The organism is Actinomyces sp. 594 (genome assembly GCF_019325145.1).
GTDB lineage: Bacteria > Actinomycetota > Actinomycetes > Actinomycetales > Actinomycetaceae > Actinomyces.
In genome coordinates this window covers 39,703-62,588 of record NZ_PIZC01000011.1, presented here as the reverse complement: position 1 = coordinate 62,588, position 22,886 = coordinate 39,703, and the positions used below count along the sequence as shown (strand labels likewise).

General features: G+C 68.2%; 20 protein-coding genes. 11 read left to right on the top strand and 9 right to left on the bottom strand.

The features are described from left to right. Positions 1 to 106 precede the first annotated feature (106 nt). Positions 107 to 2,152, bottom strand: a complete 2,046-nt coding sequence (locus GZ998_RS01460) for a glucose PTS transporter subunit IIA (RefSeq protein WP_219108527.1) — start codon at positions 2,150 to 2,152, stop codon at positions 107 to 109. A 418-nt stretch (positions 2,153 to 2,570) separates the two neighbouring features. On the opposite strand from GZ998_RS01460, the gene GZ998_RS01455 reads away from it, so the two are divergent. The 4 genes from GZ998_RS01455 to GZ998_RS01440 all read left to right on the top strand — a co-directional run bounded on the left by GZ998_RS01455 (position 2,571) and on the right by GZ998_RS01440 (position 6,745). Next, on the top strand, positions 2,571 to 3,290 hold the full coding sequence (locus GZ998_RS01455) for a hypothetical protein (RefSeq protein ID WP_237564071.1): 720 nt from the start codon (positions 2,571 to 2,573) through the stop codon (positions 3,288 to 3,290). Between the two features lie 106 nt (positions 3,291 to 3,396). After that, positions 3,397 to 5,064 carry an ABC-F family ATP-binding cassette domain-containing protein gene (locus GZ998_RS01450; protein WP_257504908.1) on the top strand — a complete coding sequence of 556 codons (1,668 nt, stop codon included), beginning with the start codon at positions 3,397 to 3,399 and terminating at the stop codon, positions 5,062 to 5,064. A gap of 136 nt (positions 5,065 to 5,200) precedes the next feature. Beyond that, positions 5,201 to 5,602, top strand: a complete 402-nt coding sequence (locus tag GZ998_RS01445; RefSeq protein WP_161924239.1) for an iron-sulfur cluster assembly accessory protein — start codon at positions 5,201 to 5,203, stop codon at positions 5,600 to 5,602. A gap of 138 nt (positions 5,603 to 5,740) precedes the next feature. After that, positions 5,741 to 6,745 carry an FKBP-type peptidyl-prolyl cis-trans isomerase gene (locus GZ998_RS01440; protein ID WP_219108523.1) on the top strand — a complete coding sequence of 335 codons (1,005 nt, stop codon included), beginning with the start codon at positions 5,741 to 5,743 and terminating at the stop codon, positions 6,743 to 6,745. 126 nt (positions 6,746 to 6,871) lie between these two features. Here the strand turns inward: GZ998_RS01440 and GZ998_RS01435 are convergent, their stop codons facing one another. Beyond that, positions 6,872 to 7,519 (bottom strand): superoxide dismutase, encoded by a 648-nt coding sequence (locus GZ998_RS01435; RefSeq protein WP_161924237.1) that lies wholly within the window; start codon positions 7,517 to 7,519, stop codon positions 6,872 to 6,874. Between the two features lie 185 nt (positions 7,520 to 7,704). Between GZ998_RS01435 and GZ998_RS01430 the strand changes: the two genes are divergently transcribed. Further along, positions 7,705 to 8,148, top strand: a complete 444-nt coding sequence (locus GZ998_RS01430) for a hypothetical protein (RefSeq protein ID WP_161924236.1) — start codon at positions 7,705 to 7,707, stop codon at positions 8,146 to 8,148. A 50-nt stretch (positions 8,149 to 8,198) separates the two neighbouring features. Here the strand turns inward: GZ998_RS01430 and GZ998_RS01425 are convergent, their stop codons facing one another. Continuing rightward, complete coding sequence (locus GZ998_RS01425; RefSeq protein WP_161925347.1) at positions 8,199 to 9,848, bottom strand: DEDD exonuclease domain-containing protein; 1,650 nt, start codon at positions 9,846 to 9,848, stop codon at positions 8,199 to 8,201. A gap of 223 nt (positions 9,849 to 10,071) precedes the next feature. On the opposite strand from GZ998_RS01425, the gene GZ998_RS01420 reads away from it, so the two are divergent. Next, positions 10,072 to 10,989: a 1-acyl-sn-glycerol-3-phosphate acyltransferase gene (locus GZ998_RS01420; protein WP_161924235.1), complete on the top strand. Its 918-nt coding sequence runs from the start codon at positions 10,072 to 10,074 to the stop codon at positions 10,987 to 10,989. 148 nt (positions 10,990 to 11,137) lie between these two features. On the opposite strand, the gene GZ998_RS01415 is transcribed toward GZ998_RS01420, so the two are convergent. Both GZ998_RS01415 and GZ998_RS01410 read right to left on the bottom strand, forming a co-directional pair. Continuing rightward, complete coding sequence (locus tag GZ998_RS01415) at positions 11,138 to 12,073, bottom strand: MFS transporter (RefSeq protein WP_257504907.1); 936 nt, start codon at positions 12,071 to 12,073, stop codon at positions 11,138 to 11,140. Between the two features lie 32 nt (positions 12,074 to 12,105). Next, positions 12,106 to 12,714: a TetR/AcrR family transcriptional regulator gene (locus GZ998_RS01410; RefSeq protein ID WP_161924234.1), complete on the bottom strand. Its 609-nt coding sequence runs from the start codon at positions 12,712 to 12,714 to the stop codon at positions 12,106 to 12,108. 92 nt (positions 12,715 to 12,806) lie between these two features. On the opposite strand from GZ998_RS01410, the gene GZ998_RS01405 reads away from it, so the two are divergent. Then, on the top strand, positions 12,807 to 13,088 hold the full coding sequence (locus GZ998_RS01405) for a type II toxin-antitoxin system Phd/YefM family antitoxin (RefSeq protein WP_219108521.1): 282 nt from the start codon (positions 12,807 to 12,809) through the stop codon (positions 13,086 to 13,088). Positions 13,089 to 13,092: 4 nt separating this feature from the next. Beyond that, positions 13,093 to 13,353, top strand: a complete 261-nt coding sequence (locus tag GZ998_RS01400; protein ID WP_237564068.1) for a type II toxin-antitoxin system RelE/ParE family toxin — start codon at positions 13,093 to 13,095, stop codon at positions 13,351 to 13,353. Between the two features lie 210 nt (positions 13,354 to 13,563). Here the strand turns inward: GZ998_RS01400 and GZ998_RS01395 are convergent, their stop codons facing one another. Beyond that, the gene (locus GZ998_RS01395; RefSeq protein ID WP_161924232.1) at positions 13,564 to 13,914 is read right to left on the bottom strand and encodes a DUF86 domain-containing protein; all 351 of its coding nucleotides are present in this window, start codon (positions 13,912 to 13,914) and stop codon (positions 13,564 to 13,566) included. After that, on the bottom strand, positions 13,911 to 14,372 hold the full coding sequence (locus tag GZ998_RS01390) for a helix-turn-helix domain-containing protein (protein WP_202616161.1): 462 nt from the start codon (positions 14,370 to 14,372) through the stop codon (positions 13,911 to 13,913). The genes GZ998_RS01395 and GZ998_RS01390 overlap by 4 nt, the downstream gene beginning before the upstream one ends. 217 nt (positions 14,373 to 14,589) lie before the next feature. Between GZ998_RS01390 and GZ998_RS01385 the strand changes: the two genes are divergently transcribed. Together GZ998_RS01385 and GZ998_RS01380 are read left to right on the top strand one after the other, a co-directional pair. Continuing rightward, positions 14,590 to 15,822: a pyrophosphate--fructose-6-phosphate 1-phosphotransferase gene (locus GZ998_RS01385; RefSeq protein ID WP_161924230.1), complete on the top strand. Its 1,233-nt coding sequence runs from the start codon at positions 14,590 to 14,592 to the stop codon at positions 15,820 to 15,822. 227 nt (positions 15,823 to 16,049) lie between these two features. Next, entirely contained in the window at positions 16,050 to 17,393 is a 1,344-nt protein-coding gene (locus tag GZ998_RS01380; protein WP_374939137.1) for a class II 3-deoxy-7-phosphoheptulonate synthase, read from the top strand. 127 nt (positions 17,394 to 17,520) lie between these two features. On the opposite strand, the gene pknB is transcribed toward GZ998_RS01380, so the two are convergent. Both pknB and GZ998_RS01370 read right to left on the bottom strand, forming a co-directional pair. Beyond that, on the bottom strand, positions 17,521 to 19,572 hold the full coding sequence (gene pknB, locus GZ998_RS01375) for a Stk1 family PASTA domain-containing Ser/Thr kinase (protein ID WP_161924229.1): 2,052 nt from the start codon (positions 19,570 to 19,572) through the stop codon (positions 17,521 to 17,523). A gap of 107 nt (positions 19,573 to 19,679) precedes the next feature. Further along, a complete protein-coding gene (locus tag GZ998_RS01370; protein ID WP_219108519.1) occupies positions 19,680 to 20,897 on the bottom strand; it encodes a polyprenyl synthetase family protein in 1,218 nt (405 codons plus the stop codon). Between the two features lie 330 nt (positions 20,898 to 21,227). Between GZ998_RS01370 and GZ998_RS12930 the strand changes: the two genes are divergently transcribed. After that, a partial coding sequence (locus GZ998_RS12930) for an RNA polymerase sigma factor (RefSeq protein ID WP_308807130.1) occupies positions 21,228 to 22,886 on the top strand: 1,659 nt, incomplete at its 3' end.

The window sequence follows — 22,886 nt, the reverse complement described above, 5'->3', positions numbered from 1 at the left end:
GGTCGGCACCCTAGGGGTGCCGACCACCTGCGTGTGCGATTCAGGTTTTAGCGCCTGTCGCCTGTCCTAGCCGTCCCTGGTTGGGGCGGCCGGGCGGCCCCGCCGATCAGGCGGTGATGCGCAGTAGCGGGTCGCCCGGGGCCACCTGGCCGACGGCGAGCGGCTCTACGGAGCTGAAGGCAGCGGTGTTGGTAATCAGCACCGGAGTGGTCAGCGGGTGCCCGGCCTGCTCGACGGCCGCCCGGTCCACGCGGACCAGCTCCTGGCCCGCCTCGACGCGGTCGCCCTGCTTGACCAGGACCTCGAAGCCCTTGCCCTCCATCTCCACCGTGTCCAGGCCGACGTGGACGAGCAACTCGACCCCTGAGTCCAGGTTGATGCCGTAGGCGTGCCCGGAGTCGGGTGCTACCACAACCGTTCCCGCTGCCGGGGCGGTTACCACGATCTGCTGCTCGGAGGGCTCAATGCCGACACCCTGCCCGACGGCGCCGCCGGAGAATACCGGGTCGGCGACCTCGGCGAGCGGCACCACGGTGCCACGCACGGGGGAGACGAGCTCGGTGACCGTGCCCGGGACCAGCGCCGTCTTGGGTGCGGCGGCTGCAGCCTTGGCGGCCTGCTCCAGCGCCAGGTCGGCGGCGGTCTCCTCGGGAGAGGCCTCGACCACGCCACCGGCGGCTGCCAGGGCCTCCGCCTTCTCCTCCGCCGTGCGGTAGTCGGAGATGAACAGGATGATGAAGGAGGTGAAGAAGGCTGCGGCGATGGCGATCGCGTACAGCGCCATGGGGGAGAAGACCGGGATGGTCAGCAGCGAGGTGAAGGCGAAAGTCCGGGCATTCACGCCGCCGCCCAGGCCGACGATCAGACCGCCCACGGCGCAGCCGACCAGCATGCGCGGGTAGATGCGCTTGAAGCGCAGGTGGATACCGTAAAGGCTCGGCTCGGAGATACCACCGAACAGGCCGGCTGCCAGCGCACCGGATGCGGTCTGGCGCATTTCCTTGTCCTTGTCCCGGATGGAGATCGCCAGCACCGCCGCGGTGGCGCCGAAGCAGGCGAAGTTCCAGGCACCCATGGGGCCCTGGATGAAGTCGTAGCCGAGGGAGTCGATGTTGGCGAGCATCAGCGCGTTGAGCGGCCAGTGCAGGCCCAGCGGCACCAGGAACGGGTACAGCAGCGGAATGATGATCGCGAAGACGATCGGGGCGGTGTTGTTCAGCCAGGCCAGTGCGCTACCCAGGGCCGTGCCCAGCCAGATGCCGATGGGGCCGAGGATGAAGGCGGTGATCGGCATCATGATTACGAAGGACAGGAATGGGACGAACACCATCTGCAGGTTCGGGGAGATGATCCGCGTCAGCCCCTTGTACAGCGGCGCCAGGATCGCCACCATGATCAACGGCGTGAATACCTGGCCGCCGTAGTCGTTGAGCTGCATGGGCAGTCCAAACACGGTGGCGGTGCACAGGTCGGTGCCGAGCGTCTCGTTGACGGTGCAGGTAACGCCGCTCGTTAGCTCAGTGTCGCTCATGGAAATGAAGTTCGGCGTGATGAGCGCCGCCATGACGGCCGTGCCCACCCAGGGGTCGATCCGAAGCTTCTTGGAGGCGTTGTAGGCCACCATGATCGGCAGGAAGTAGAACACCGAACGGTACATCGCGTCCACGAAGGCCAGGGACGCGGGCTTGATTTCGGCGCGGGTGTCGATGTAGCCGAGCGCCTCGGCCACGGCCTCGCCGGCGATGATGAGGGACGTGCCCAGCAGTACCGGCAGCAGCGGCCGGAAGGAGTCGGACAGGTACTCGAAGAACGCGTCCACGAAGGCGTTCTTGCCGCGGGCCTTGGCACGGGCGGCGGCCTTGACGTCGGCGTTGGACTGACCGGACTTGGAGCCGCCCTTCATGGCGGGCAGGTTCATGATCTCGTCGTACACGCCCTGCACGGCACCGCCGATGATGATCTGGTAGCGGTCGCCCGCCTGCGGGACCGCACCCATCACTCCGGGGATCTTTTCCACCGTGGCCTTGTCGACCACGGAGGCGTCTTGGAGCTCGAAGCGCAATCGCGTTGCGCAGTGGGTGAGGTTGACGATGTTCTCGGGGCCTCCTACAGCCTCGAGAATCGCTTCTGGAGCGGATGTGGTTGTTGCCATGTTGACCTTACCGTCGGCCGCCGGCGCCCAGTTCCGGGCGCAGGCGGGCTGGGTTGGAAGGGCCCGGTTCTATAGGACCCTGTGTGCCAGGGTAACCCGCCGAACGGTGATCCGGGACATGTTCTTGCCCAAGACCGCCGTCTCGGGGGAGACATGCCCGGCATCTTCGAAGGCCTGCGTGGTATTGCCCTGCCGCTTGCGGGGCGGGGCGGTACAAGTGCCGAAATCCACTGCCTTTACTGAGCGCATACCGCTTGAGCCGCGTTCACAGGTGCTCAGCGGGACGGTTCGGAGTCGTCGCAGGCTGGGACTGACGGCGAAGACGTCGTCACACCAACCCGCCGGCGTGGCCGCCAGTCCTTCCTCCTGGTACCGCAGCGCGCGCATTACGCCGGCACCACAATCGGAGGAGACCGTCATGACCCCGCTTCCGCCCAGTCCGACCGACGCGCCCGCAAGCAGCAGCACATCCCTGCCTCCCGGTCCGGAAACGGGCCCGGATGAGGGCCTGTACGGACCCCGCGGGTGGACGGTGCGCGCCGGAGTATGGCACGCACTGGCCGACTGCCGTGACGAATTGCGCTCAACGGTGATTCCTGCGCAGTTCGGCTTCGCCCCCGCAGGGCTGATCACCGCAGACGGCACCCCGGAGGACGACTACACGCCCTTCCACGACCTCGGCCCCGCCACTGCCCGGCGTCTGCTAGAGATCCTGCCCGGCGAGCAGCTGCGTGACCGGCAGAATCTCGGCCCGACCCTGGGTGCCCTGCTGCGCGCCTGTGCGCGTGCAGATGGGCGAGTACGACTATCGGGTTATGCCATTGGTCCGCAGCGCCAGGACGAGCGCGTCAGCGTCGAGGGCATGTGGATCGAGGACCCCGACCTGCTTGAGGAGCTCGTCAGGGCCATCGTGGAAGGTAGTGATCCTGACGGCGATGGCTGCTACTGCGCCTGCGAGGACCGGGACCCCTATGACGAGGAGGAGCTGGAGGCGCTGGTGGCGCTTGGCCTGCAGGAGGTGTGGCGCCACGTGGCTGAACGCTATGAGCTGGACTCGCGCGGCGCCCCAGACGAGTTCAAGCCGCTGCGGCGCCACTGGACCCACGGCCCGCTGGGCACCTGGCTGTGGTGGGACTGACCCTTTCTGCGGCGGCTCGGCCCGTAGCCGTCTAGGGCGGATGTGATGGACAACCGGGTCGGCCGTACCGCCCGCTGGGGCGGGCGGCCGACCGGAAGCCCGTAGCATGCGCATCGTGATCAACGTCCAGGACCTCGCCATGCGCATCGGTGCACGTCAGCTTGTCTCCGGTGCCTCCTTCCGGGTGGACAAGGGCATGCGTATTGGGCTGGTGGGACGCAATGGGGCGGGTAAGACCACGATGACCAAGTTGCTGGCGGCTGCGTCAGTGGCGCAGGGAACCAGCCAGGCGGTTGCCGACGCCGACGAGCGCCACGGGCTGGAGGCGGTGGAGCAAAAGGGTCTGATCACCTGCAACGGATCGGTCGGCTACCTGCCGCAGGACACCCGCGTAGGTGACTTGAATGAGATTACGCGTGACCGGGTCCTGTCCGCCCGCGGCATCGACGCGCTGTTGGCCCGCATCCGCCGGGCCGAGCAGAAGATTGCCGCCACCAGCGGGAACGCCCAGGCCAAGGCACTGGACCGATACACCCGGCTTGACCACGAGTTCACTATGGCCGGCGGCTATGCCGCCGCCAGCGAGGCCGCCCGCATCTGCGCCTCCCTGGGTCTGCCCGAACGGGTTCTCGAGCAGCCGATTGGAACGCTCTCCGGCGGCCAGCGTCGTCGTGTGGAACTCGCCCGGGTACTGTTCCAGCAGCCGGACACGCTGCTGCTGGACGAGCCCACCAACCACTTGGACCACGACTCGATCCTGTGGCTGCGCGATCACCTGCGTACCTACGCAGGCGGCTTCATCGTCATCAGCCACGACGTCGAGCTGCTGCGCGACACCGTTAATCAGGTCATGTACCTGGACGCCAGCCGCGGCGTCCTGGACGTCTACCACATGGGCTGGGACGCCTACCTCAAGCAGCGCGCCGACGACGAGCACCGGCGTCGGCGTGAGCGCGCCAACGCCGAGAAGAAGGCGGCGGCACTGCGCGCCCAGGGCGAGAAGATGCGGGCCAAGGCCACCAAGGCCGTGGCCGCCCAGCAAATGCTCAAGCGGGCCGACCGGCTTATGGAGGGTCTGGAGGCCGAGCGCGCCCAGGAGAGGGTCGCCGATCTGCGCTTCCCCGACCCCGCCCCCTGCGGCAAGGTGCCGCTGCGCGCCGTCGGCCTGTCCAAGGCATACGGCTCGCTGGAGGTGTTCGCAGGCGTCGACCTGGCCATCGACCGCGGCAGCCGTGTGGTGGTGCTGGGGCTCAACGGCGCAGGTAAGACCACGCTGCTGCGGCTACTGGCGGGCACCGAGGCGCCCGACTCCGGGCAGGTGCAGGCCGGGACCGGGCTGAAGCTCGGCTACTACGCGCAGGAGCATGAGACGATTGACGACTCGCGTACGGTGGTGGAGAACCTGCGCAGCGCCGCGCCCGGCCTGAATGACACCGAGGTGCGCAGCGTACTGGGCTCGTTCCTGTTCTCCGGCGCCGATGCCGACAAGCCGGCGCGGGTACTTTCCGGCGGTGAGAAGACCCGCCTGGCCCTGGCGCTGCTGGTGGTCTCCAGCGCCAACGTGCTGCTCCTGGATGAGCCGACCAACAACCTCGATCCCGCCAGCAGGGAGGAGATCCTGCGCGCCCTGGGCACCTTCGGCGGCGCCGTCGTGCTGGTGACGCACGACGAGGGCGCCGTGAAGGCGCTCAACCCGGATCGGGTCCTGCTGCTGCCCGACGGGGACGAGGACCTGTGGAGCGATGACTACCTGGAGCTGGTCACGCTCGCATGACCTGCGCGCGACGGTGAGTGCCATCACGGTGGCCGCTACTCCTGTTCACCATGCGAGCCGACGTAGGGTGAGGGGAACATCTCGGACCGTCGGCGTGTTCGCCCCGGTGCAAGGCACACCTAAGGAGGAGACCGACATGGCTCAGACAACCCTGACCGACGCTTCCAGCGTCACCACCACCGACGCCCCCACGCATGAGGTGCTGCTCACCGAGGCCGCCGCCGCCAAGGTCGCCGGCCTGCTGACCCAGGAGGGGCGCGACGACCTGCGCCTGCGCCTGGCCGTGCAGCCCGGTGGCTGCTCCGGGCTCGTCTACCAGCTCTACTTCGACGAGCGCCTGCTCGACGGCGATGCCATCCGCTCCTTCGCTACCGGTGACGCCGAGCTCGCGTCGGTGGACGTGGTCGTGGACCGCATGAGTGTGCCGTACCTGAACGGCGCCACCATCGACTTCTCCGACACGATCGAGAAGCAGGGCTTCACTATCGACAACCCCAACGCGGTTGGCACTTGCGCCTGCGGCGAGTCCTTCCACTGAGCGCACCGGGCGCCGAATACTCTGCCCCACGTGCAGCCGACCACTGCGGTCGGCGCCGTTCAGCGCCGGGGTGGCGCAGCGGACCCACGTCTTCTGCTTCACCCCGTCGCTGTTCGCAAGTATTCGAGGAGATTCCAATTGCGCCGTGCCGCAACTATCCTGCCCACACTCGCACTTACCGCCTGCCTGGCCCTGGCGGGCTGCTCCGACTCGCCCGGGGACGCCAGCGCCTCTGCGTCGGCCGAGGCCACCATCACCCCGCTGAGCGCCGTCGACTGCTCCACGCTGACAATCGACGACGACGCGGCATCACTGCCCAACCTTGACGGTGAGGACGGCGCCGAGCCCACCGTCACCTGGGGCGAGGGAGAAGCGCCGAGGAACCTGACCGTTAAGACCCTGGCGGAAGGCGACGGCGCCGAGGTGACCGAGGAGTCGATCGTCGTCGCCGACTACGCCGGCTGGGAGTGGGGCGCCACTGAAGTCTTCGACTCCTCCTACGCGCGGGGGGAGGCAACGCCCTTCAACCTGCAAGGAGTAATTCCCGGGTGGACTTGCGGCCTGGCCGGACGCCACGTCGGTGATCACCTGGAGCTGGCGATTCCGCCCGAACTGGCTTACGGCCAGCCGGCGGCAACGCCGAACTTGCCGTCAGGGCCCCTGGTATTCGTCGTGGAGATCAAGCATGCGGTGGCTACCTCTGAGGTTGCGGGAACAGCAGAGTCCGCCGCGACGGCGTCGAAGGACGCGGCCGCGGACGCCCAAGTGGAGCAGTCGCTAGCGGATCGCGGCGTCACAGTCTCGGGTGACCTCGGTGCTGCGGCCACCATTTCGGTGGCCGACGGCGCTGCGGCACCTACCGAGCCGGAGACTTTCGTCCTGGCCCGTGGTACCGGGGAGCCGGTCGCCGACGGTGACTACGTACTGCTGCACGTCGCCGCGGTCAATTGGGATGACCCGGAGCTGCACCAGTCATCCTGGGAGAACGGTGCCGCGCAGGACATGGTCATCTCTGCGAATTCGCCCTTCGGCTCTCTGATCGATGTACCGGTCGGCTCTCGCGTGGTGATCCTCATGCCCGGTGAGGAGTCCCAGGAGACGGTGGCTGCTGCCTTCGTCATGGACATCGCGGCGATTCTCTAGACGCTCTGCAAGCGCTCCAGGAGCGTAGTGGCCCTCCCGCACCGGATGCCGGTGGGGGAGGGCCACTTGCCGTGAGGACCACTCGCCTCGGGCGGCGCGCGGCGCCGCATGTTCGCGGCTGCGGCGTCAGCGCACGATCAGGCCCTCGGCGTGGGCAACGGCATTCGCCAGACGCTGCGAGACGTCTTCCCAGTTGACGATCTGCCAGATGGCGGCCAGGTAGTCGGCCTTGACGTTGAGGTAGTCCAGGTAGAAGGCGTGCTCCCACATGTCGATCTGGAACAGCGGGATCGTGCCCACGGGCACGTTGCCCTGCTGGTCGAACAGCTGGAAGGTCACCAGCTTGCCGGACAGGGAGTCGTAAGCCAGCACCGCCCAGCCGGATCCCTGAATACCCAGCGCGGCTGCGTTCAGCTGCTGCTTGAGGGCGGCGAAGGAACCGAAGGAGTCCTTGATGGCCTCCGCCAGCTCGCCCTCGGGCTCGCCGCCTCCGTTGGGGGAGAGGTTCTTCCAGAAGATGGAGTGGTTCAGGTGCCCGCCGAGGTTGAAGGCGAGGTTCTTCTCCCACAGGTTGATGGCGGCGAAGTCGCCGTCGGCGCGGGCGGCGGCGAGCTGCTCCAGGGCCGCGTTCGCTCCGGTCACGTAGGCGGCGTGGTGGCGGTCATGGTGCAGCTCCATGATGCGCCCGGAGATGTGCGGCTCCAACGCGGCGTAGTCATAGGGCAGCTCGGGGAGCGTGTACTTCGGGACGACGAGGTCGGTCGTTGCAGTCATGCGGTCTTTTCCTGCGGATGTTGCGTAGTTTCACGTGGCACGCCAGGCAACAGACTCATGAGTGAGACTGAAGTCCTAGACAAGATTCATCGTAGACGGCGATTGGTTCGTGGAGAAGGGTGGGACGTGTCCCAGTTGCGCTATTACACTGAGCGCTAAAGCCCCGTCGTCCACTGGAGGACCGCATGACCGACCAGGCAGAAGCCGCACCCCTCGACCTCCTCGTCTTCTCCGATGACGTCACTGTGCGTCGGCAGGTGATCGACGGCGTCGGCCGTCGGCCCGCCAAGGGGCTGCCGCTCGTGTCCTGGACCGAAGCGGCAACCGCCGAGGGCGTTCGCCTGGCCATCAAGGACCGCCAGAAGGCGGGGCAGGCCCCCTTCGCCGCCCTGGTGCTCGATGCCGAGACGAAGAAGCTCGGTGGCATGGGGCTGGCGCATGAGCTGTTCACCGAGCTTGACCAGCGGCCTCCGGTGGTGCTGCTGACTGCCCGTCCGCAGGACGACTGGCTGTCTGCCTGGGCCAAGGCTGAGGTTGTGGTGCCGCGCCCCCTGGACCCGCTTAGCCTGCAGGAAGGTGTCGCTAAGGCTCTGCGCGCCCGCCGCGGCTCCGTCGCTCCCGCCGGCTGACCCGGCTGTCGCTGCCGCGCCGTGGGCGCGCTGCCGGCCGACGTCGTGCCTCAGCACTCGGCGTCAATAACGCGCCTGTGCCGCGCGGCGGCGCCAACCGGCCAGGCCAGCGCCGCGACTGCACCGTTTGCGGAGTCCTGGTTCGCGGCGTCGACGGCGGGGTTCCCGACCTCCACCAGGCGCGCACCGGAATCCAGCACCCAGTCGGCCAGCAGCGCCGTCTCCTCCACGCTCGTATCCGCCCCCACCCGTGCGGGCCGGTCCACCACCTGGGCGGCGGCGCGCAGCGTGGCGATGGTGGGGCGCGGGTCCGCGCCCGGGGCCGTGACTGCCGAGCCCGCCAGGCGCCCCCAGCGCACATCCACCAGCTCCCAGCCGCCGCGGTCGCGTCGTCGGGCCGCCATCAGATGCGGACAAGCCAGTAGTGGGCGTACCTTCTCCGCCCGGCACGCTCCCAACAGCAGCGCCCGCAGCCGCCGCGTCCACAGTCCCGCCTCCTCGTAGCGCTCCTCGTCCGACAGCTCCGCTATCCGCGCCAGCAGCGGGCCGGCCACCAGGTCGACCTCGCCGGAAAGGGCCTGCAGCGCCGTGTCGGCGTCGGCCGGGGTGTCCGCGCGGCGCACCGCGCGGACACTGTGTCCGTCCCAGACCTCCAGGCGCAGCACGGATTCGGCGGCCCGCTGCGCCTCCAAACCCGCCTTTCGGGACGGGAACGGGCCAATGGCGTGGCCCGCCTCCGACAGCGGCAGCGCGGCAGTCAGCGCCAGATGTGGGTTCGGGGAGTCGACCAGGTGCAGCCAGGGCCGGCGCTGCGGGGCCCGGGAGCGGCGGTTGACCGGCGGATCCAGCTCGGCAATGAGCCGCAGCTCCCGCACACGCGCCTCGATCTCGGTGGGTGTCTCGATCGCCCGCACCGCCACGGCCGTGTCCAGCATGCGTGCCACCTTGGTGCGCTTCTCCGCGGCCGTGAAGTAAGAGCGCACCCGGCGGCGGAGGTTCACGGCGCTGCCCACGTAAAGCACCTGGCCGGCGGGGGAGAGGAACTGGTAGACCCCAGGAGCGGCGGGCAGGCCGTCGGCCAGGCGGCTCTTGACCCGTCGGGATGCGGGTACGGGATCAGTCGCGGTGGCCAGGTCCTCTAGATGGGTGATGCCCTGCGGCGCCAGCGCCTCCAGGCAGGCGTGCAGCACATCCACGGTCGCACGTGCATCGTCCAGGGCGCGATGCGTGGGAGACGTCGGTGAGCCTACGAAGGCGGCGAGCGTGCCCAGCTTGTGGTTGGTTACTTGGGAGCGGTCCCAGGCTCGGCGGGCTAGCGCCAGGGTGTCCAGTATCAGTGGTTCCTGCCAGTCCAGGCCGAGGGTGCGGGCGGCCCCACGCAGGTGGCCGAGGTCGAAGCGGGCATTGTGCGCCACCGCCACCGTCGCACGGTCGCCTAGGCGCGCCCACTGCAGGAAGGCGGCCACCGCCTGGGCTACTGGAGGCGCATCCGCCACCATGGCGTTGGTAATACCGGTCAGGACGGTGATCTGGGCGGGAATGGCGGCGCCCGGATTTACGAGCGTGGAGAATTCCGAATCGACCGCGCCGCCGCGAACCCTTACAGCGCCGATCTCGGTGATGGCGTGCGCGCCCGGCCCGCCCCCGGTGGTCTCCAGATCGACGACTACGAAGGTGACATCGCGCAGCGCGGTGCCCATATCCGCGAAAGACGCCTGTACCGGGCGGGTTTCATCCTCCGCCCGCCAGACGCCCGGAAGCCGTACGGCGCCTGTGGCGTGGGACGGTTGGGGCGAGAGCGCATCGAAGGGCACAGCGCGAGGCTAGACTTTGTGAGCAGCCGATCCAGCCGCGGACACGCCCGGCGGGCGTAACCCGGACGGCCCGGCGACTTCCCGCCCGCCGCAGCACAGGAGGTCCCACATGGGGTACCGAGGTATCAAGGCCGCCGTCGGCCCGGCCATGGAGATGCTGTACCAGCCGTGGATCCGCGGCGAGGAGAACATCCCCGCCGAGGGCCCCGCCATCCTGGCCTCCAACCACCTGGCGGTTATCGATTCCTTCTTCCTGCCGCTGCTGATGGACCGCGAGGTCGCCTTCATCGGCAAGTCCGACTACTTCACCGGCAAGGGCATCAAGGGCTGGGCCGTGAAGAACTTCATGACCGCCGTCGGCACCATTCCCGTGGACCGCTCCGGGGGCAAAGCGTCCATGGCGGCCCTGCAGGCCGGGATCGACCGACTGCGCTCGGGCGAGCTGTTCGGCATCTACCCCGAGGGCACCCGCAGCCCTGATGGGCGCCTGTACCGGGGCAAGACCGGGGTGGCGCGCGTCGCCCTGGCCACCGGGGCGCCGGTGATCCCCGTGGCCATGATCGGCTCCAACCTGGCTCAGCCGATCGGCCAGGTGGTTCCCTCCACCCGGCACCGCGTGGGCATCGTCGTTGGCGAGCCGCTGGACTTCTCCCGCTACCAGGGCCTGGAGAACGACCGCTTCGTGCTGCGCTCCATCACCGACGAGATCATGTACGCACTGATGTCCCTGTCCGGCCAGGAATACGTGGACCTGTACGCCGCGGACGTAAAGAAGGCGATGGACGCGGAGAAGAAGACGGCCGCGGAGGTCGTAGACGAGATGCTTGAAGAGCTGGCCGCCAAGCGGCCGGCCGCCGCGCCCGTCGAGGCCCCCGGCGGCCGCCCCGCTCCCGACGTCGAGGTCCCCGAGCCGCCGGCGGAGCCGGATGAAGCGGAAGAAGAGGAAGAGGTGGAGGACATCGAGGGGGCGCCTGAGGGTGACGAGGGCGTAGCGCCGGATGCCGAGTCGCGTTCCGACGACCACTGACAGTCTGACAGTCCGGGGACCGAAATGTCCGAGATCGGCACGAACGGAGCTGGCGCGCCGGTCTGCGTTTTCAGGAACGTTGGAAACATGCGGTTTCTTCGGGTGGTTCTTGGTCGCCCGACGCCGTTCATGCCGAATCCGGACAGTTTCACCCGGGCATGACCGCGAACCTGCTTGGCAATCGGGCCAGTATCGCGGCGGCGGGCCCCAGGACCAGGCCGCCCGCGTAAGCCAGGTTGTAGAGGGAGTAGGCGCCGCCGATAGTCGGCGGTGTGGCTATGGCTCCCTGAACGCCTATTAGTGCACCTGCCGGTACGACCAGGAGGGCAATTGCGACGCCCAGACAAACGAGTCCGGTGATGAGGACTGGCAGGTTCGGTCCGATTCCCACCAGAACCAGGCCCACAGCCGCGGCGGCGGCACCGAAGAGAATCAGCGCAACTTCTGGCCGACATCCTGGTGTTCGCAACACGTCCATCGCGGTGGCGGGATCGTCGTCGGGCGGCGGGGTTGGACGGACGAAGGCGACTCGCAGCCCGCCGTCGATCACCAGAAGCACGATCGCACAGAGGAAGGGAGTCGAACGCCCTCCGAGCCCTGCCAACCAGCCCGCCAGGGGCGGACCGGCCAGTACGCCGACCGAAACCATGCTCATTGCCAGTCCGAGATAGGTCCCGCGTTGCCGCAGAGGTACGGTGGCGGCGATCAGTGACAGCCCGGCCACCCAGCTCAATCCGGCGGCGGCTCCCTGGAGCGTGCGGGCTGTCAGAAGCATCCAGTAAGGACCACCGATGGTGAACAGCAGACACGCGCCTGCCAGGCCCACCAATGCGGCGAGCAGCGGCCCGCGAGGACCGCGTTTGTCCACAACTCGCCCGGCGATAGGAGTGACTATCACCAGTGCGGCCGCATAGGCGGCGAAGAGCAGACCGGTTGCCGAGGCGCCGGCCTCGGCCACGGCGGGAAGCAGAGGGAGCACCGGGATGAGAATCCCGTAGAGGAGCATGTCGGTGAACAGGGCGACGCAGGCCACTGTTACGGCCACGTGCGGATTGGTGGCGGCTTCGGTGGACGATGGATGCATGCCCACTCCTTCTTCGGTGTCATTCTTCGGTGTCAGGGCGATTCGACGGTGATCAGGCCCGCGACGAGGGCACGCGCCGTCGCCTCGCAGCACCCTGATGCGGGGAGGTCCTCCGGCGTGAGCGCCGCGGTAAGCGTGGCGCCGTACAGGAATGACGCGATGTTGAAACGGGCGATGTCGAGCGGAGCGCGCAGCCGCTCCTCGCACTCGGTCAGGACCCCGATGAGCAGCGCCGACCACTGCGCGAGGGCCGCCGTCTTCTGCTCCAGTCCGGACTTGACCGCCGGTGCCTGCGGCGCTACGAGAACGGTGACGACGGCGAGTTCGCGGAAGGCTGTGTCCCCGCGAAGCCTGCGCAGGTAGTCCGCCAGGAATGCCGTTAGCCGCACCTCTGGTGCCGTGGAGGCGTCGAGCGCCGCGAGAAGTGCCTCACCCTGGCTGTGCCATTGCTCGGAGAGGGCGGCGTCCAGCAACTCCCGCTTGCCGGTGAAGTGGTGGTAGACGGCGCCTCGAGTTACGTCGGCGCCGCGGGCCACCTCCACCAGCGAGCAGGCCTCCCAACCGTCCTTCGCGAAGCGGTGCAAGGCGGAGCGGATGATGGCTTGGCGGGTCTCGGCGGCCTCGGCGGCGGTGCGACGCATGCTTACAGACAAGCCTGTATGTATAACTTCGTCAAGCGTCCATGCGGCGCATGAGTCGTGTACGCGCCGATGATGTGGCTACAATTGTTGCCATGTCGGTCGACGCTGTCATGCCGTTGCGCGATGTGAAGAACCACCTTTCCGAGGTCGTCGGCCAGGTGGAGCGGGAGCACAGCCGCGTAACGATCACCCGGCACGGGCGCCCCGCGGCAGTCGTCATCTCTGCAGATGACCTGGAGTCACTCGAGGAGACGCTCGACATCCTCAGCCGCCCCGCGCTAATCGAGCGGATCCGTGCAGGAGTGGATGATTTGGGTGCTCAGCGGGTGGAGGTGCTCAGCAAGGACGAGTTGCTCGACTCCCCGAAGGGGTGAGTCCGTGCCCTACGCGATCGCACTTGCGGCACGTGCTAAGCGCGACCTGCGCTCGCATCCGGAGAAGGTCGTCACCGCAGTCGTCGAGTTTCTTTACGGACCATTGCGAGACAATCCGTATCGCGTCGGAAAGCCTTTGCGCTTTGAGCTGGCCGGGCTCCACAGTGCCCGACGGGGCGACTACCGCATCATCTACAGAATTGATGATGACGCACGCCGGGTTGTGGTGGTTACCGTTGACCATCGCAGCGACGGCTACCGTTGACGGGGCGACGACGGCGCGTCGGTGTCGCCCCCCCGTGTGCATCGGCCTTCGAGTCCCGCGTAGCGCGCAGAATGTCCAAGATCGGCACGAACGGGGCTGACGCGCCGGTCTGTGTTTTCAGGAACGTTGGAAACATGCGGTATCTTTGGGTAGTTCTTGGTCGGTCGACGCCGTTCATGCCGAATCCGGACAGTAGTACACCGAGCCCAATTACAGTCCGAGCGCGGTTAGCAGACCGGGGATGCGGACTTCGAGTGCACGGAACATCAGGTCGTCGTTGACCTTGTCGTAGTGGTGCGCGACCAGGTTGCGCATGCGCATGATCCCGACCCAGTCGACGTCGGGGAACTGTTCCTTGTACTCCCGGGGTAGTTTCTCGACGACGGTGGCAACCTTGATCAGCACCCGTTCACCGGCATTACGCAGCAGCGCTCCTTCCATCGAGTCTGCTGCGTATGCGTCGAAGCCGTGGCTGACGATGAAGGCGGCCTCGTCTCCGAAACGTCTCAGATCCGCGAGTCGTCGTTCTGTTCGGTCCGCGGACGGTGATGTAGTGCTCATATCCGTACCGGTTCTAGGGAAGTCCCGGACATCGCGACTGAGCCGCTGCTGGCCGAGATCACGTCGACGGGCACCGTCAGTAGATCCGACAGCTCTTCCTCAAGCTCCAACAGGTCGAGGATGTCCGCGTGTTCAGGGAAACGGACTATCAGATCGATGTCAGAGTCCTGGCGATCCGTGCCGCTGGCAACGGAGCCGAAGACTCCGATGACTTGGCATCCATGTGCAGCGGCCAACTCGATGACGTCCTGGCGTGCAGCGTGCAGGAGATCTGAAGGACGCACCTGCAATGCCTGTGTCAGCCGCTGCAGCGTGCTCCGGGATGCGCGACGCGCGCCGGACTCAATGGCTGCAATGAGTGGTTGGCTGACACCGGTGCGATCCGCGAGTTCACGTTGGCTCAGCCCCGCCGCGTGCCGACGGAAACGGATCCACTCACGTTCGGTGCGCTGTGTCACCCACCCATGATAACGCATGTGTGATCGCCGAGTGTGTCCGCCATGCTGCAGCCCGGCCTGCATCGATGCCTCTCGGCGCGTCACTGGTGCCGGTCTCAGTGCGCGACGAGTGCCGGTCTCGGCGAGGGGAGAGGTTGGGGTGAGGCATCTGGCCGCACAGCGGCGGCGTCCCGGTAGTATGGCCGCGATAAGCCCCACCACCGACGAAAGGTTTCCGATGTCGATCCGTCGCGTCGCCCTCCTCACCGCGGGCGGCTTCGCCCCCTGTCTGTCCGCCGCCGTCGGCGACCTCATCGAGCGCTACACCGAGGTCGCCCCCGACGTCGAGATCATCGCCTACCAGTACGGATACCACGGCCTGCTCACCGGTAACTACGTCGTCATCGACGACGAGGGCCGCAAGAACGCCGGCGTGCTGCGCCAGTACGGCGGCTCCCCGATCGGCAACTCCCGCGTGAAGCTCACCAACGCCAAGAACCTCGTCGAGCGCGGCCTGGTCAAGGAGGGCGTGGACCCGCTCGCCTTCGCCGCCGAGCGGCTGCGTGAGGACGGCGTCGACGTGCTGCACACCATTGGCGGCGACGACACCAACACCACCGCCGCGGACCTGGCCGCATACCTGCACGAGCACGACTACGACCTCACCGTCGTCGGCCTGCCCAAGACCATCGACAATGACGTCGTCCCGATCCGCCAGTCGCTGGGCGCCTGGACCGCGGCCGAGCAGGGCGCCGGCTTCGCCCTCAACGTGATCGGCGAGCACCGCTCCAACCCGCGCATGCTGATCGTGCACGAGTGCATGGGCCGCAACTGCGGCTACCTCACCGCCGAGACGGCCCGCCGCTACCACGAGCTGCTCAAGGACCGTCAGTGGGCGCCCTCCCTGGGACTGACCCAGGAGCGCTGGGACGTGCACGCCGTGTTCGTGCCGGAGGCCAAGCTGGACATTGCCGCCGAGGCCGAGCGCCTCAAGGCCATCATGGACGAGCAGGGCAACGTGAACATCTTCCTGTCCGAGGGCGCCGGCGTTCCCGAGATCATCGCGGAGATGGAGGCCAGGGGCGAGGAGGTCCAGCGCGACCCCTTCGGCCACGTCAAGCTCGACACCATTAACCCCGGCCAGTGGTTCGCCCGCCAGTTCGCCGAGAAGATCGGTGCCGAGAAGGTAATGGTGCAGAAGTCCGGCTACTACTCGCGCGCCTCCGCCGCCAACGAGGAGGACCTGGCCCTGATCAAGCAGATGTGTGACCTTGCCGTCGACTGCGCCCTGCGGGGCGAGCCCGGCGTCATCGGCCAGGACGAGGAGAACGGCGACCAGCTCGGTGCCATCGCCTTCGACCGCATCGCCGGCGGCAAGCCCTTCGACATCACGCAGCAGTGGTTCGTGGACCTGATGGCCGAGCTCGGCCAGGCGCTCGAGCCCGCCGCCCCCGCCGACGGCGAGGCGTGAGCCGCCGCCCCCGCCGCCAGGCGTGGGCTACCTATGGACGGGCCGGTCGGACACGGATCGCCGTGGCCGACCGGCCCGGTCCCACCTCCAACCAGCCGGTCGAACCGTTTTGAACCGGCACTTTCGCGCCGTCACGGAGCGGGCCCGGGCGGGACCGAGGACGTGCCTTATATCCCACCTTGTGGCGAGACGCCCAGCCAGACGCGGCGCTCGCCTATGCTGGCGCCATGATGAACGAGCTCCAGGTTCCCGGCGAGGCAGCCGGCTGGCGTCAGCACCACGCCGCCCAGCAGCCCCATTACCCGGACCCGCAGGCGCTCGCCGACGCTGCGGCGGACCTGCGCACCCGGCCCCCGCTGGTATTCGCCGGTGAGGTGGACTCGCTGCGCGAGAAGATGGTATCGGCATCGCAGGGCCGGGCATTCGTGCTCATGGGGGGAGACTGCGCCGAGTCATTCCATGACAACACCGCCATCAACATCCGCCTGAAGCTGCAGACCATCCTGCAAATGGCCGCGGTGCTCACCTACGGAGCCTCCACCCCGGTGGTCAAGATCGGGCGCATGGCGGGCCAGTACGCCAAGCCGCGCAGCTCGGACACCGAGACCCGTAACGGCGTCACTCTGCCCTCCTACCGCGGTGACTCGGTCAATGACCACGCCTTTACCGCCGAGGCCCGCATCCCCAACCCGCAGCGGATGGTTGACGCCTACCTGCGCGCCGGCACCACCCTGAACCTAATTCGCTCCTTCACCATGGGAGGCTACGCGGACCTGCGGGAGGTCCACTCCTGGAACCGGGGTTTCACCGCGAATCCCGCCTACAAGCGCTTTGAGTCCTTCGCCGGGGAGATTGACCGGGCGATGCGCTTCATGGAGGCCGCCGGCGTGGACTTCGAGGCCTTGCGCCAGGTCGACTTCTACGCCGCCCACGAGGCCCTCCTGCTGGAGTACGAGGACGCCATGACGCGTGAGGACTCCCGCAGCGGACGCCTTTACGACACCTCCGCCCACTTCCTGTGGGTGGGGGAGCGCACCCGTGGCGCCGACGACGCCCATGTGGCCCTGCTGGCGGGCGTGCACAACCCGGTGGGTGTGAAAATCGGCCCGACGACCACCCGCGAGGAGCTGCTGTCCCTGATCGACCACCTCAACCCCGAAGGCGACCCCGGTCGGCTCAGCCTGATCACGCGTATGGGTGCTGACCGCATCCGGGATGTACTGCCGGAGCTGGTGGAGATCGTCCGCGCCGATGGCCGACCGGTCACCTGGATCACCGACCCCATGCACGGCAACACCATCACCTCGGAAAACGGCTACAAGACCCGTCGCTTCGACACGATCATGGATGAGGTCCGTGGCTTCTTCGAGGTACACCGGGCCCTGGGTACCGTGCCCGCGGGCATTCACGTGGAGCTCACCGGGGACGATGTCACCGAGGTCCTCGGCGGTGGGGAGCACATCGACGAGGCCGGGCTGGCGCGCCGTTACGAGACCCTCGTGGATCCGCGGCTGAACCACCAGCAGTCACTGGAGATGGCCTTCGAGGTTGCGGAGATGCTGCGCGGCTGACGCCAACCGCTAAAACGACGGCGCTCAGGGGCGGCAGGCCCGTGGGCGCCGTCGCCCGGTTGTGCCAGGCGGTCGCCTCGGTTGTGCCAGTCGGGGGCTCAGAGCCGCCGCTCCGGCTCAGCGCCGATCAGACCACGTTCAAGGTTACTTTCGAGCCCTTCCGCACGCTTTCACCCGCAGCCGGATCGGTGGAGTGCGCCGTGCCGAACAGGCCACCCAGGACCCGGGACACCTCCACCTCCAGGCCGACTTCCTGGAGCGCCGCCGTGGCCTCCTGCTCGCTCATGCCGGCGACGTCCGGCACGTTCACCATCTCCGGGCCCTTGGATACCGTCACGTCCACCGCGTCACCGTGGTAGTAGCCCTCCGCGCCGGATGCAGGGCTGGAGGAAATGACCAGCCCTGAGGCGACGTCGTCGGAGAACGCCTCCGACTGCGTACCGAGCGTGAGCCCGGCCGCTTGCAGCGTAGTGGTGGCGTCGTCAACGCTCATGCCGGTGACATCCGGGACGACGGCGGGCTGGCGTCCCAGCGACACCACGATCGCGACCGCCGAGGAGTGGTTCACGGTTGTGCCCGCAACCGGTTCGGAGGAGATGACCATGCCGGATGCGACCGAGTCTGAATAGGTCTTGGTGACGGCGCCGAGCGACAGCCCTGCGTCCGTGATCGCGGTGGTGGCGTCGTCCTGGCTGGAACCGACGACGTCGGGAACGGTCTTCTGCTCAATGCCACGGGAAATCACCGGGGTGACTGCCTCTCCGGGGTGCATGCGGGTCGCGGCCTCGGGGGAGGAGGAGATCACCGAGTCCGCGGGCACTGTGTCGGAATAGGCGCGAGTGGGGGCGCCCCAGACCAGTCCCGCCGACTCGACTAGCGCCTGCGCCTCAGCAGCGGTCATCCCGGCGATCTGCGGCACCGGGACCGTACGCCCCGGACCGGCACCGAAGTACCAGGCGCCTGCGCCTCCGGCGGTCAGCAGCACCAACCCGGCGGCAACCAGTGCGCGCCGACGCGGGCGGCGTGCGGAATGCCGGGCTACCCTCGCGGTCTCCTCCTGCGACCCGGCCCGCACCGCCTGGCGGCGGTCCAGCGCACGGGTGGTGCCGTCGCGGGACTCGGAGTCCTCGTCCGGGGCTATGGAGCCGATGGGCAGGGACACCGTGCGCAGGCCGGCGCCCGGGGTGGCCGCGTCCGCGGGGACCTGGGCGTCGTCAGGCTCGCTCGCGTCGCCGTCGGCCGCCAGCATCGCGGTGTGGGCGGCCTCGGCATTGGCCGCCAGCACCTCCTGGGTACGCACCGAACCGGTGGCCCCACCGCGTTTGACCGCCAGCTCCGCGTCGGACAGGGCGGAGACGACCTGCCGCAGTCGGCTCAGTGCCGCGTCGGCGTCGGCCAGCCGCTCCTCTGGCGCCCGGCGGGTCATCTGTGCTACCAGGGCGTCAACGCTCTGCGCCAGGTCGGGCAGGCGCTCCGACGGCGCGGGCACGTCCTCATGAACGTTGCGGAAGGCGATCTGGATGGGAGTCTCCGCAGTGAAGGGCTGGGCGCCGGTGAGTAGCTCGTACAGGATCACGCCCACGGAGAAGACGTCTGCGCAAGGGGCTGAGGAACCGGTGGTAATCAGCTCCGGCGCGAGGTAGGCGACGGTGCCCAGGACGTTCCCGGTGGTGGTCTGGGTGACCTCCGTGACGGCGCGAGCAAGGCCGAAGTCGGCGACCTTGGCTACCGACCCGTCGGCGGGCAGCAGCACGTTCTCCGGCTTGACGTCCCGGTGCACCAAGCCGGCGCGGTGAGCGGCCCCCAGGGGCCGGAGCACCTGGGCCGTCAGCCCGAGCGCCTCCCTTACAGTCAGGGGACCTGCCGCGATGAGGTCACGCAGATTGGGGCCCTCCACGAGCTCCATCACCAGGTAGGCGACGCCGTCTAGGCTGCCCTGGTCGTATACCGCCACCACCCCGGGGTTGGACAGTCGGGCTGCCGCTCTGGCCTCGCGCCGGAACCGGGCCACGAAGTCGGGGGAGTCGGCCAGGTGCGGGTGCATGAGCTTCAGCGCTACCAGACGATCCAGGCGGCGGTCCTGCGCCCGGTAGACGGTGGCCATGCCCCCACGGGCCACCCGGTCGACGATCTCATAACGAGCGTCGACCAGGCGGCCGATGAGAGGATCCTTGCTCACGGGGCCGAGTGTACGGGCCTCACGGGCACCCGGTGCAGTACGCCGCTCGGCGGTACGTGCTCAATAAGACCCCGGAACCCCGTGGGACGCGGATTCGGACTGGGGCGCTAGCTGCGGCGGGAGGTCAGAACCTCGGCCAGGGCGGTCAGGGACTGCCGCGCGACGTCATTCAGTATGGCGGGCGACTCAGCCAGGGCGCCCAGGCCGGCGGCGGTGTGGCTCGCGATCTCCTCCTCGTGCGCCGTCAGGGCGCCGCAGTCACGGATAACCTCAGTGGCCGCTGCGATGTCCTCATCCGCGGCGGCATGGCCCCGTGACAGCACCCGGGTCAGCAGGGCGCGGTCGGCGTCACTGCACCGCTGCCAGGTCAGGGCCAGCAGCACTGTGCGCTTGCCCTCGCGCAGGTCATCGCCCGCCGGCTTACCGGTGAGGGACGGATCGCCGAAGACCCCGAGGACGTCGTCACGCAGTTGGAAGGCGATTCCGATCTCCTCCCCGAACACCTCCAGCACCCTGAACAACTCACTGTGCGGATCCACGCCGGCCAGCAGCGCCCCGACTAGCAGCGGGTACATCACTGAATAGCGTGCGGACTTGTGCCGCACAACCGCGAGCGCGGCCCGGTGCATGGCGGCACCCGCCTGCACCGGTTGCGCGGTGGGGGCAGGCAGGGGAAGTACCTCGTGGTGCACGTCCAGGAACTGGCCCACGGCGACCTCCGTGGTCATGGCGTCGAAGGCGTCCCGGGCGGCTCGTGCGGCGCCGCGCTCAGCGGTAGCGGCCGCGGCGCCCATCTCCGTAGCGGACGCCGACATGAGCAGGTCGCCCAGGAGGATCGCGGCGCTCACGCCATAGCTCTCCGCCGCGCCGCGCCAACCGGTCTCAAGGTGGCGGGCCGCAAACCGGCGGTGTGCGGAGGGCAGACCACGGCGGGTGTCTGCGGCGTCGATCACATCGTCGTGAACAAGTGCGCTGGCCTGATAGAGCTCCAGCGCGGCGCCCAAATGGGCGGCGGTAGAGCCGGTGAGCACGTCCTCACGCCTGGGTGGCTCGGGGCGGCTCCCGTCGCGATTGCCGCTACGGCACCCGTCCCGGCCGCGGTCGCCGGAAGCGGTGCCGTCCTGAGTCAGCAGCGCCAGGCCCACGGCGCCCAGGACCGCACGCATGCGCTTGCCGCCGGACACTGCGGTGGCGGCGGCGTCGAATAGGTCGTCCGCGGCACCGGAAGGATCGTGCCACCGGGCGCGCAACTCGCCCAGAACGTGCTCGAGGCGCGCATCGACGGCGCTGCGTACCAGTGGCAGCAATGCATCAACGTCGGTCATGCCTCCCAGGCTAGATGATTGAGTCCGGGCCGCGGGGAACGGTGCTGCGCTGTGGCGGGCACGGGACTCGGGCGCGTGCCGTTCGGGCCGTGCGCGGGTGCCGCTCGGCGGGCTGCCGGTTGCCGCTGGTGGCAAGCCGGAGACGTGCCGCGGGAATAAGACGCGCTGTCTGCATCGTTGTCCCTTCCGCCGGTGGTGGATGCCGAGTCCTGTCCGAGCCTCCCGCGGTGCGGCGCGCACGCCTGCGGAACCGTTTGGATTCCTCGCGTAGACTTCCGCAGGGCTCTGTGCGCCCCTCCGGCTCAACCGTCCGCCCGTGAAAGGAAATCCGTGGCTACTTCCACAGTTGCTCCTACTCCCACAACCAGGCGGGAGCGCGTCGAACTCGCTGACGACGTCGATGAGGTCCTTGACGGCAACCAGGACGTCGACCTCGACGAGGAAGACGACCTGGACGCAGAGGACGACCTCGACGCCGAGGATGACGACGCGGACGACGAGGCCGACTACGACGAGGACGACTACGCCGACGCGGATGACTTACAGGACGCAGATGAGGACGACGTCGACACCCAGGGGGACGACGCCGCCCCCGCCCCCGAGCTGCGCGACTACTACCTGGATGTCTCGCTGGAGGAGAACGGCGACGGGACCAAGCGGCGCCCCTTCAACACACCTGCAGCCCTGAAGGACGTACAGCTGGCCCCCGGCGCCACGCTGTTCGTGCGCAGCCGCACCGTGGTTGAGGGGCTGGAGATCTCCGGCGACGGCACCCTGGAGGAGCCGATCACCCTGGCCCCCTACGGGCATGGGCCCGTGCCGCGTTTCATTGTCCCCGGCGAGGAGGAGCCCGTTGTCGCACGTGAGTTCCTGACCAAGAACGGGTACATCTTCCGCGGCTGGGTCATCAAGGGCATCAAGATGAGCCCCTCAATCGCGGCACTGACCGGTGAGCTGGAGCGCATGCGCCGTGAAGAGGCCGAGAAGGCGGCGGGCAAGAAGACCAAGAAGTCCAAGGGCGAGAAGAGCAAGGACGGCTCCTTCACGGTATCGGACTCAGACGAGGGCGACGAGCCCGCACAGAAGGTCGTCACCGCCGGTGCCACTGCGGACCCGGTCAAGGACTACCTCAAGCAGATCGGCAAGGTCGCCCTCCTCAATGCCGCGCAGGAGGTTGAGCTGGCCAAGCGCATCGAGGCCGGCCTGTACGCCGAGCACCTGCTGGCCACCGAGGGCAACGACCTGGACGCCAAGTACCGCCGTGAGCTGCACTGGGTGGCTCAGGACGGCCAGCGCGCCAAGAACCACCTGCTGGAGGCGAACCTGCGCCTGGTGGTCTCCCTGGCCAAGCGCTACACCGGCCGCGGCATGCTCTTCCTGGACCTCATCCAGGAGGGCAACCTCGGTCTGATCCGCGCGGTGGAGAAGTTCGACTACACCAAGGGCTACAAGTTCTCCACCTACGCCACCTGGTGGATCCGCCAGGCCATCACCCGCGCCATGGCGGACCAGGCGCGCACCATCCGCATCCCCGTCCACATGGTCGAGGTCATCAACAAGCTTGCCCGTGTGCAGCGGCAGATGCTGCAGGACCTGGGCCGCGAGCCCACCCCGGAGGAGCTGGCCGTCGAGCTGGACATGACGCCGGAGAAGGTCGTGGAGGTGCAGAAGTACGGGCGCGAGCCCATCTCCCTGCACACTCCGCTCGGCGAGGACGGAGACAGCGAGTTCGGTGACCTGATCGAGGACTCCGAGGCGGTCGTACCGGCCGATGCCGTCAGCTTCACCCTGCTGCAGGAGCAGCTGCACGCCGTCCTGGACACTCTGTCCGAGCGGGAGGCGGGCGTGGTGTCCATGCGCTTCGGCCTGACCGACGGCCAGCCCAAGACCCTGGACGAGATCGGCAAGGTCTACGGGGTGACTCGCGAGCGGATCCGCCAGATAGAGTCCAAGACCATGAGCAAGCTGCGCCACCCCAGCCGCTCCCAG

Bases quoted from the DNA above. Each gene is read 5' to 3' on its own strand.
- GZ998_RS01455 (WP_237564071.1), top strand. From the start codon at position 2,571: ATGACCCCGCTTCCGCCCAGTCCGACCGACGCGCCCGCAAGCAGCAGC.
- GZ998_RS01460 (WP_219108527.1), bottom strand. From the start codon at position 2,152: ATGGCAACAACCACATCCGCTCCAGAAGCGATTCTCGAGGCTGTAGGA.
- GZ998_RS01405 (WP_219108521.1), top strand. From the start codon at position 12,807: ATGTCGGTCGACGCTGTCATGCCGTTGCGCGATGTGAAGAACCACCTT.
- GZ998_RS01435 (WP_161924237.1), bottom strand. From the start codon at position 7,519: ATGACTGCAACGACCGACCTCGTCGTCCCGAAGTACACGCTCCCCGAG.
- GZ998_RS01385 (WP_161924230.1), top strand. From the start codon at position 14,590: ATGTCGATCCGTCGCGTCGCCCTCCTCACCGCGGGCGGCTTCGCCCCC.
- GZ998_RS01425 (WP_161925347.1), bottom strand. From the start codon at position 9,848: ATGGGCACCGCGCTGCGCGATGTCACCTTCGTAGTCGTCGATCTGGAG.
- GZ998_RS01420 (WP_161924235.1), top strand. From the start codon at position 10,072: ATGGGGTACCGAGGTATCAAGGCCGCCGTCGGCCCGGCCATGGAGATG.
- GZ998_RS01410 (WP_161924234.1), bottom strand. From the start codon at position 12,714: ATGCGTCGCACCGCCGCCGAGGCCGCCGAGACCCGCCAAGCCATCATC.
- GZ998_RS01380 (WP_374939137.1), top strand. From the start codon at position 16,050: ATGATGAACGAGCTCCAGGTTCCCGGCGAGGCAGCCGGCTGGCGTCAG.
- GZ998_RS01370 (WP_219108519.1), bottom strand. From the start codon at position 20,897: ATGACCGACGTTGATGCATTGCTGCCACTGGTACGCAGCGCCGTCGAT.
- GZ998_RS01445 (WP_161924239.1), top strand. From the start codon at position 5,201: ATGGCTCAGACAACCCTGACCGACGCTTCCAGCGTCACCACCACCGAC.
- GZ998_RS01430 (WP_161924236.1), top strand. From the start codon at position 7,705: ATGACCGACCAGGCAGAAGCCGCACCCCTCGACCTCCTCGTCTTCTCC.
- GZ998_RS01395 (WP_161924232.1), bottom strand. From the start codon at position 13,914: ATGAGCACTACATCACCGTCCGCGGACCGAACAGAACGACGACTCGCG.
- GZ998_RS01415 (WP_257504907.1), bottom strand. From the start codon at position 12,073: ATGCATCCATCGTCCACCGAAGCCGCCACCAATCCGCACGTGGCCGTA.
- GZ998_RS01450 (WP_257504908.1), top strand. From the start codon at position 3,397: ATGCGCATCGTGATCAACGTCCAGGACCTCGCCATGCGCATCGGTGCA.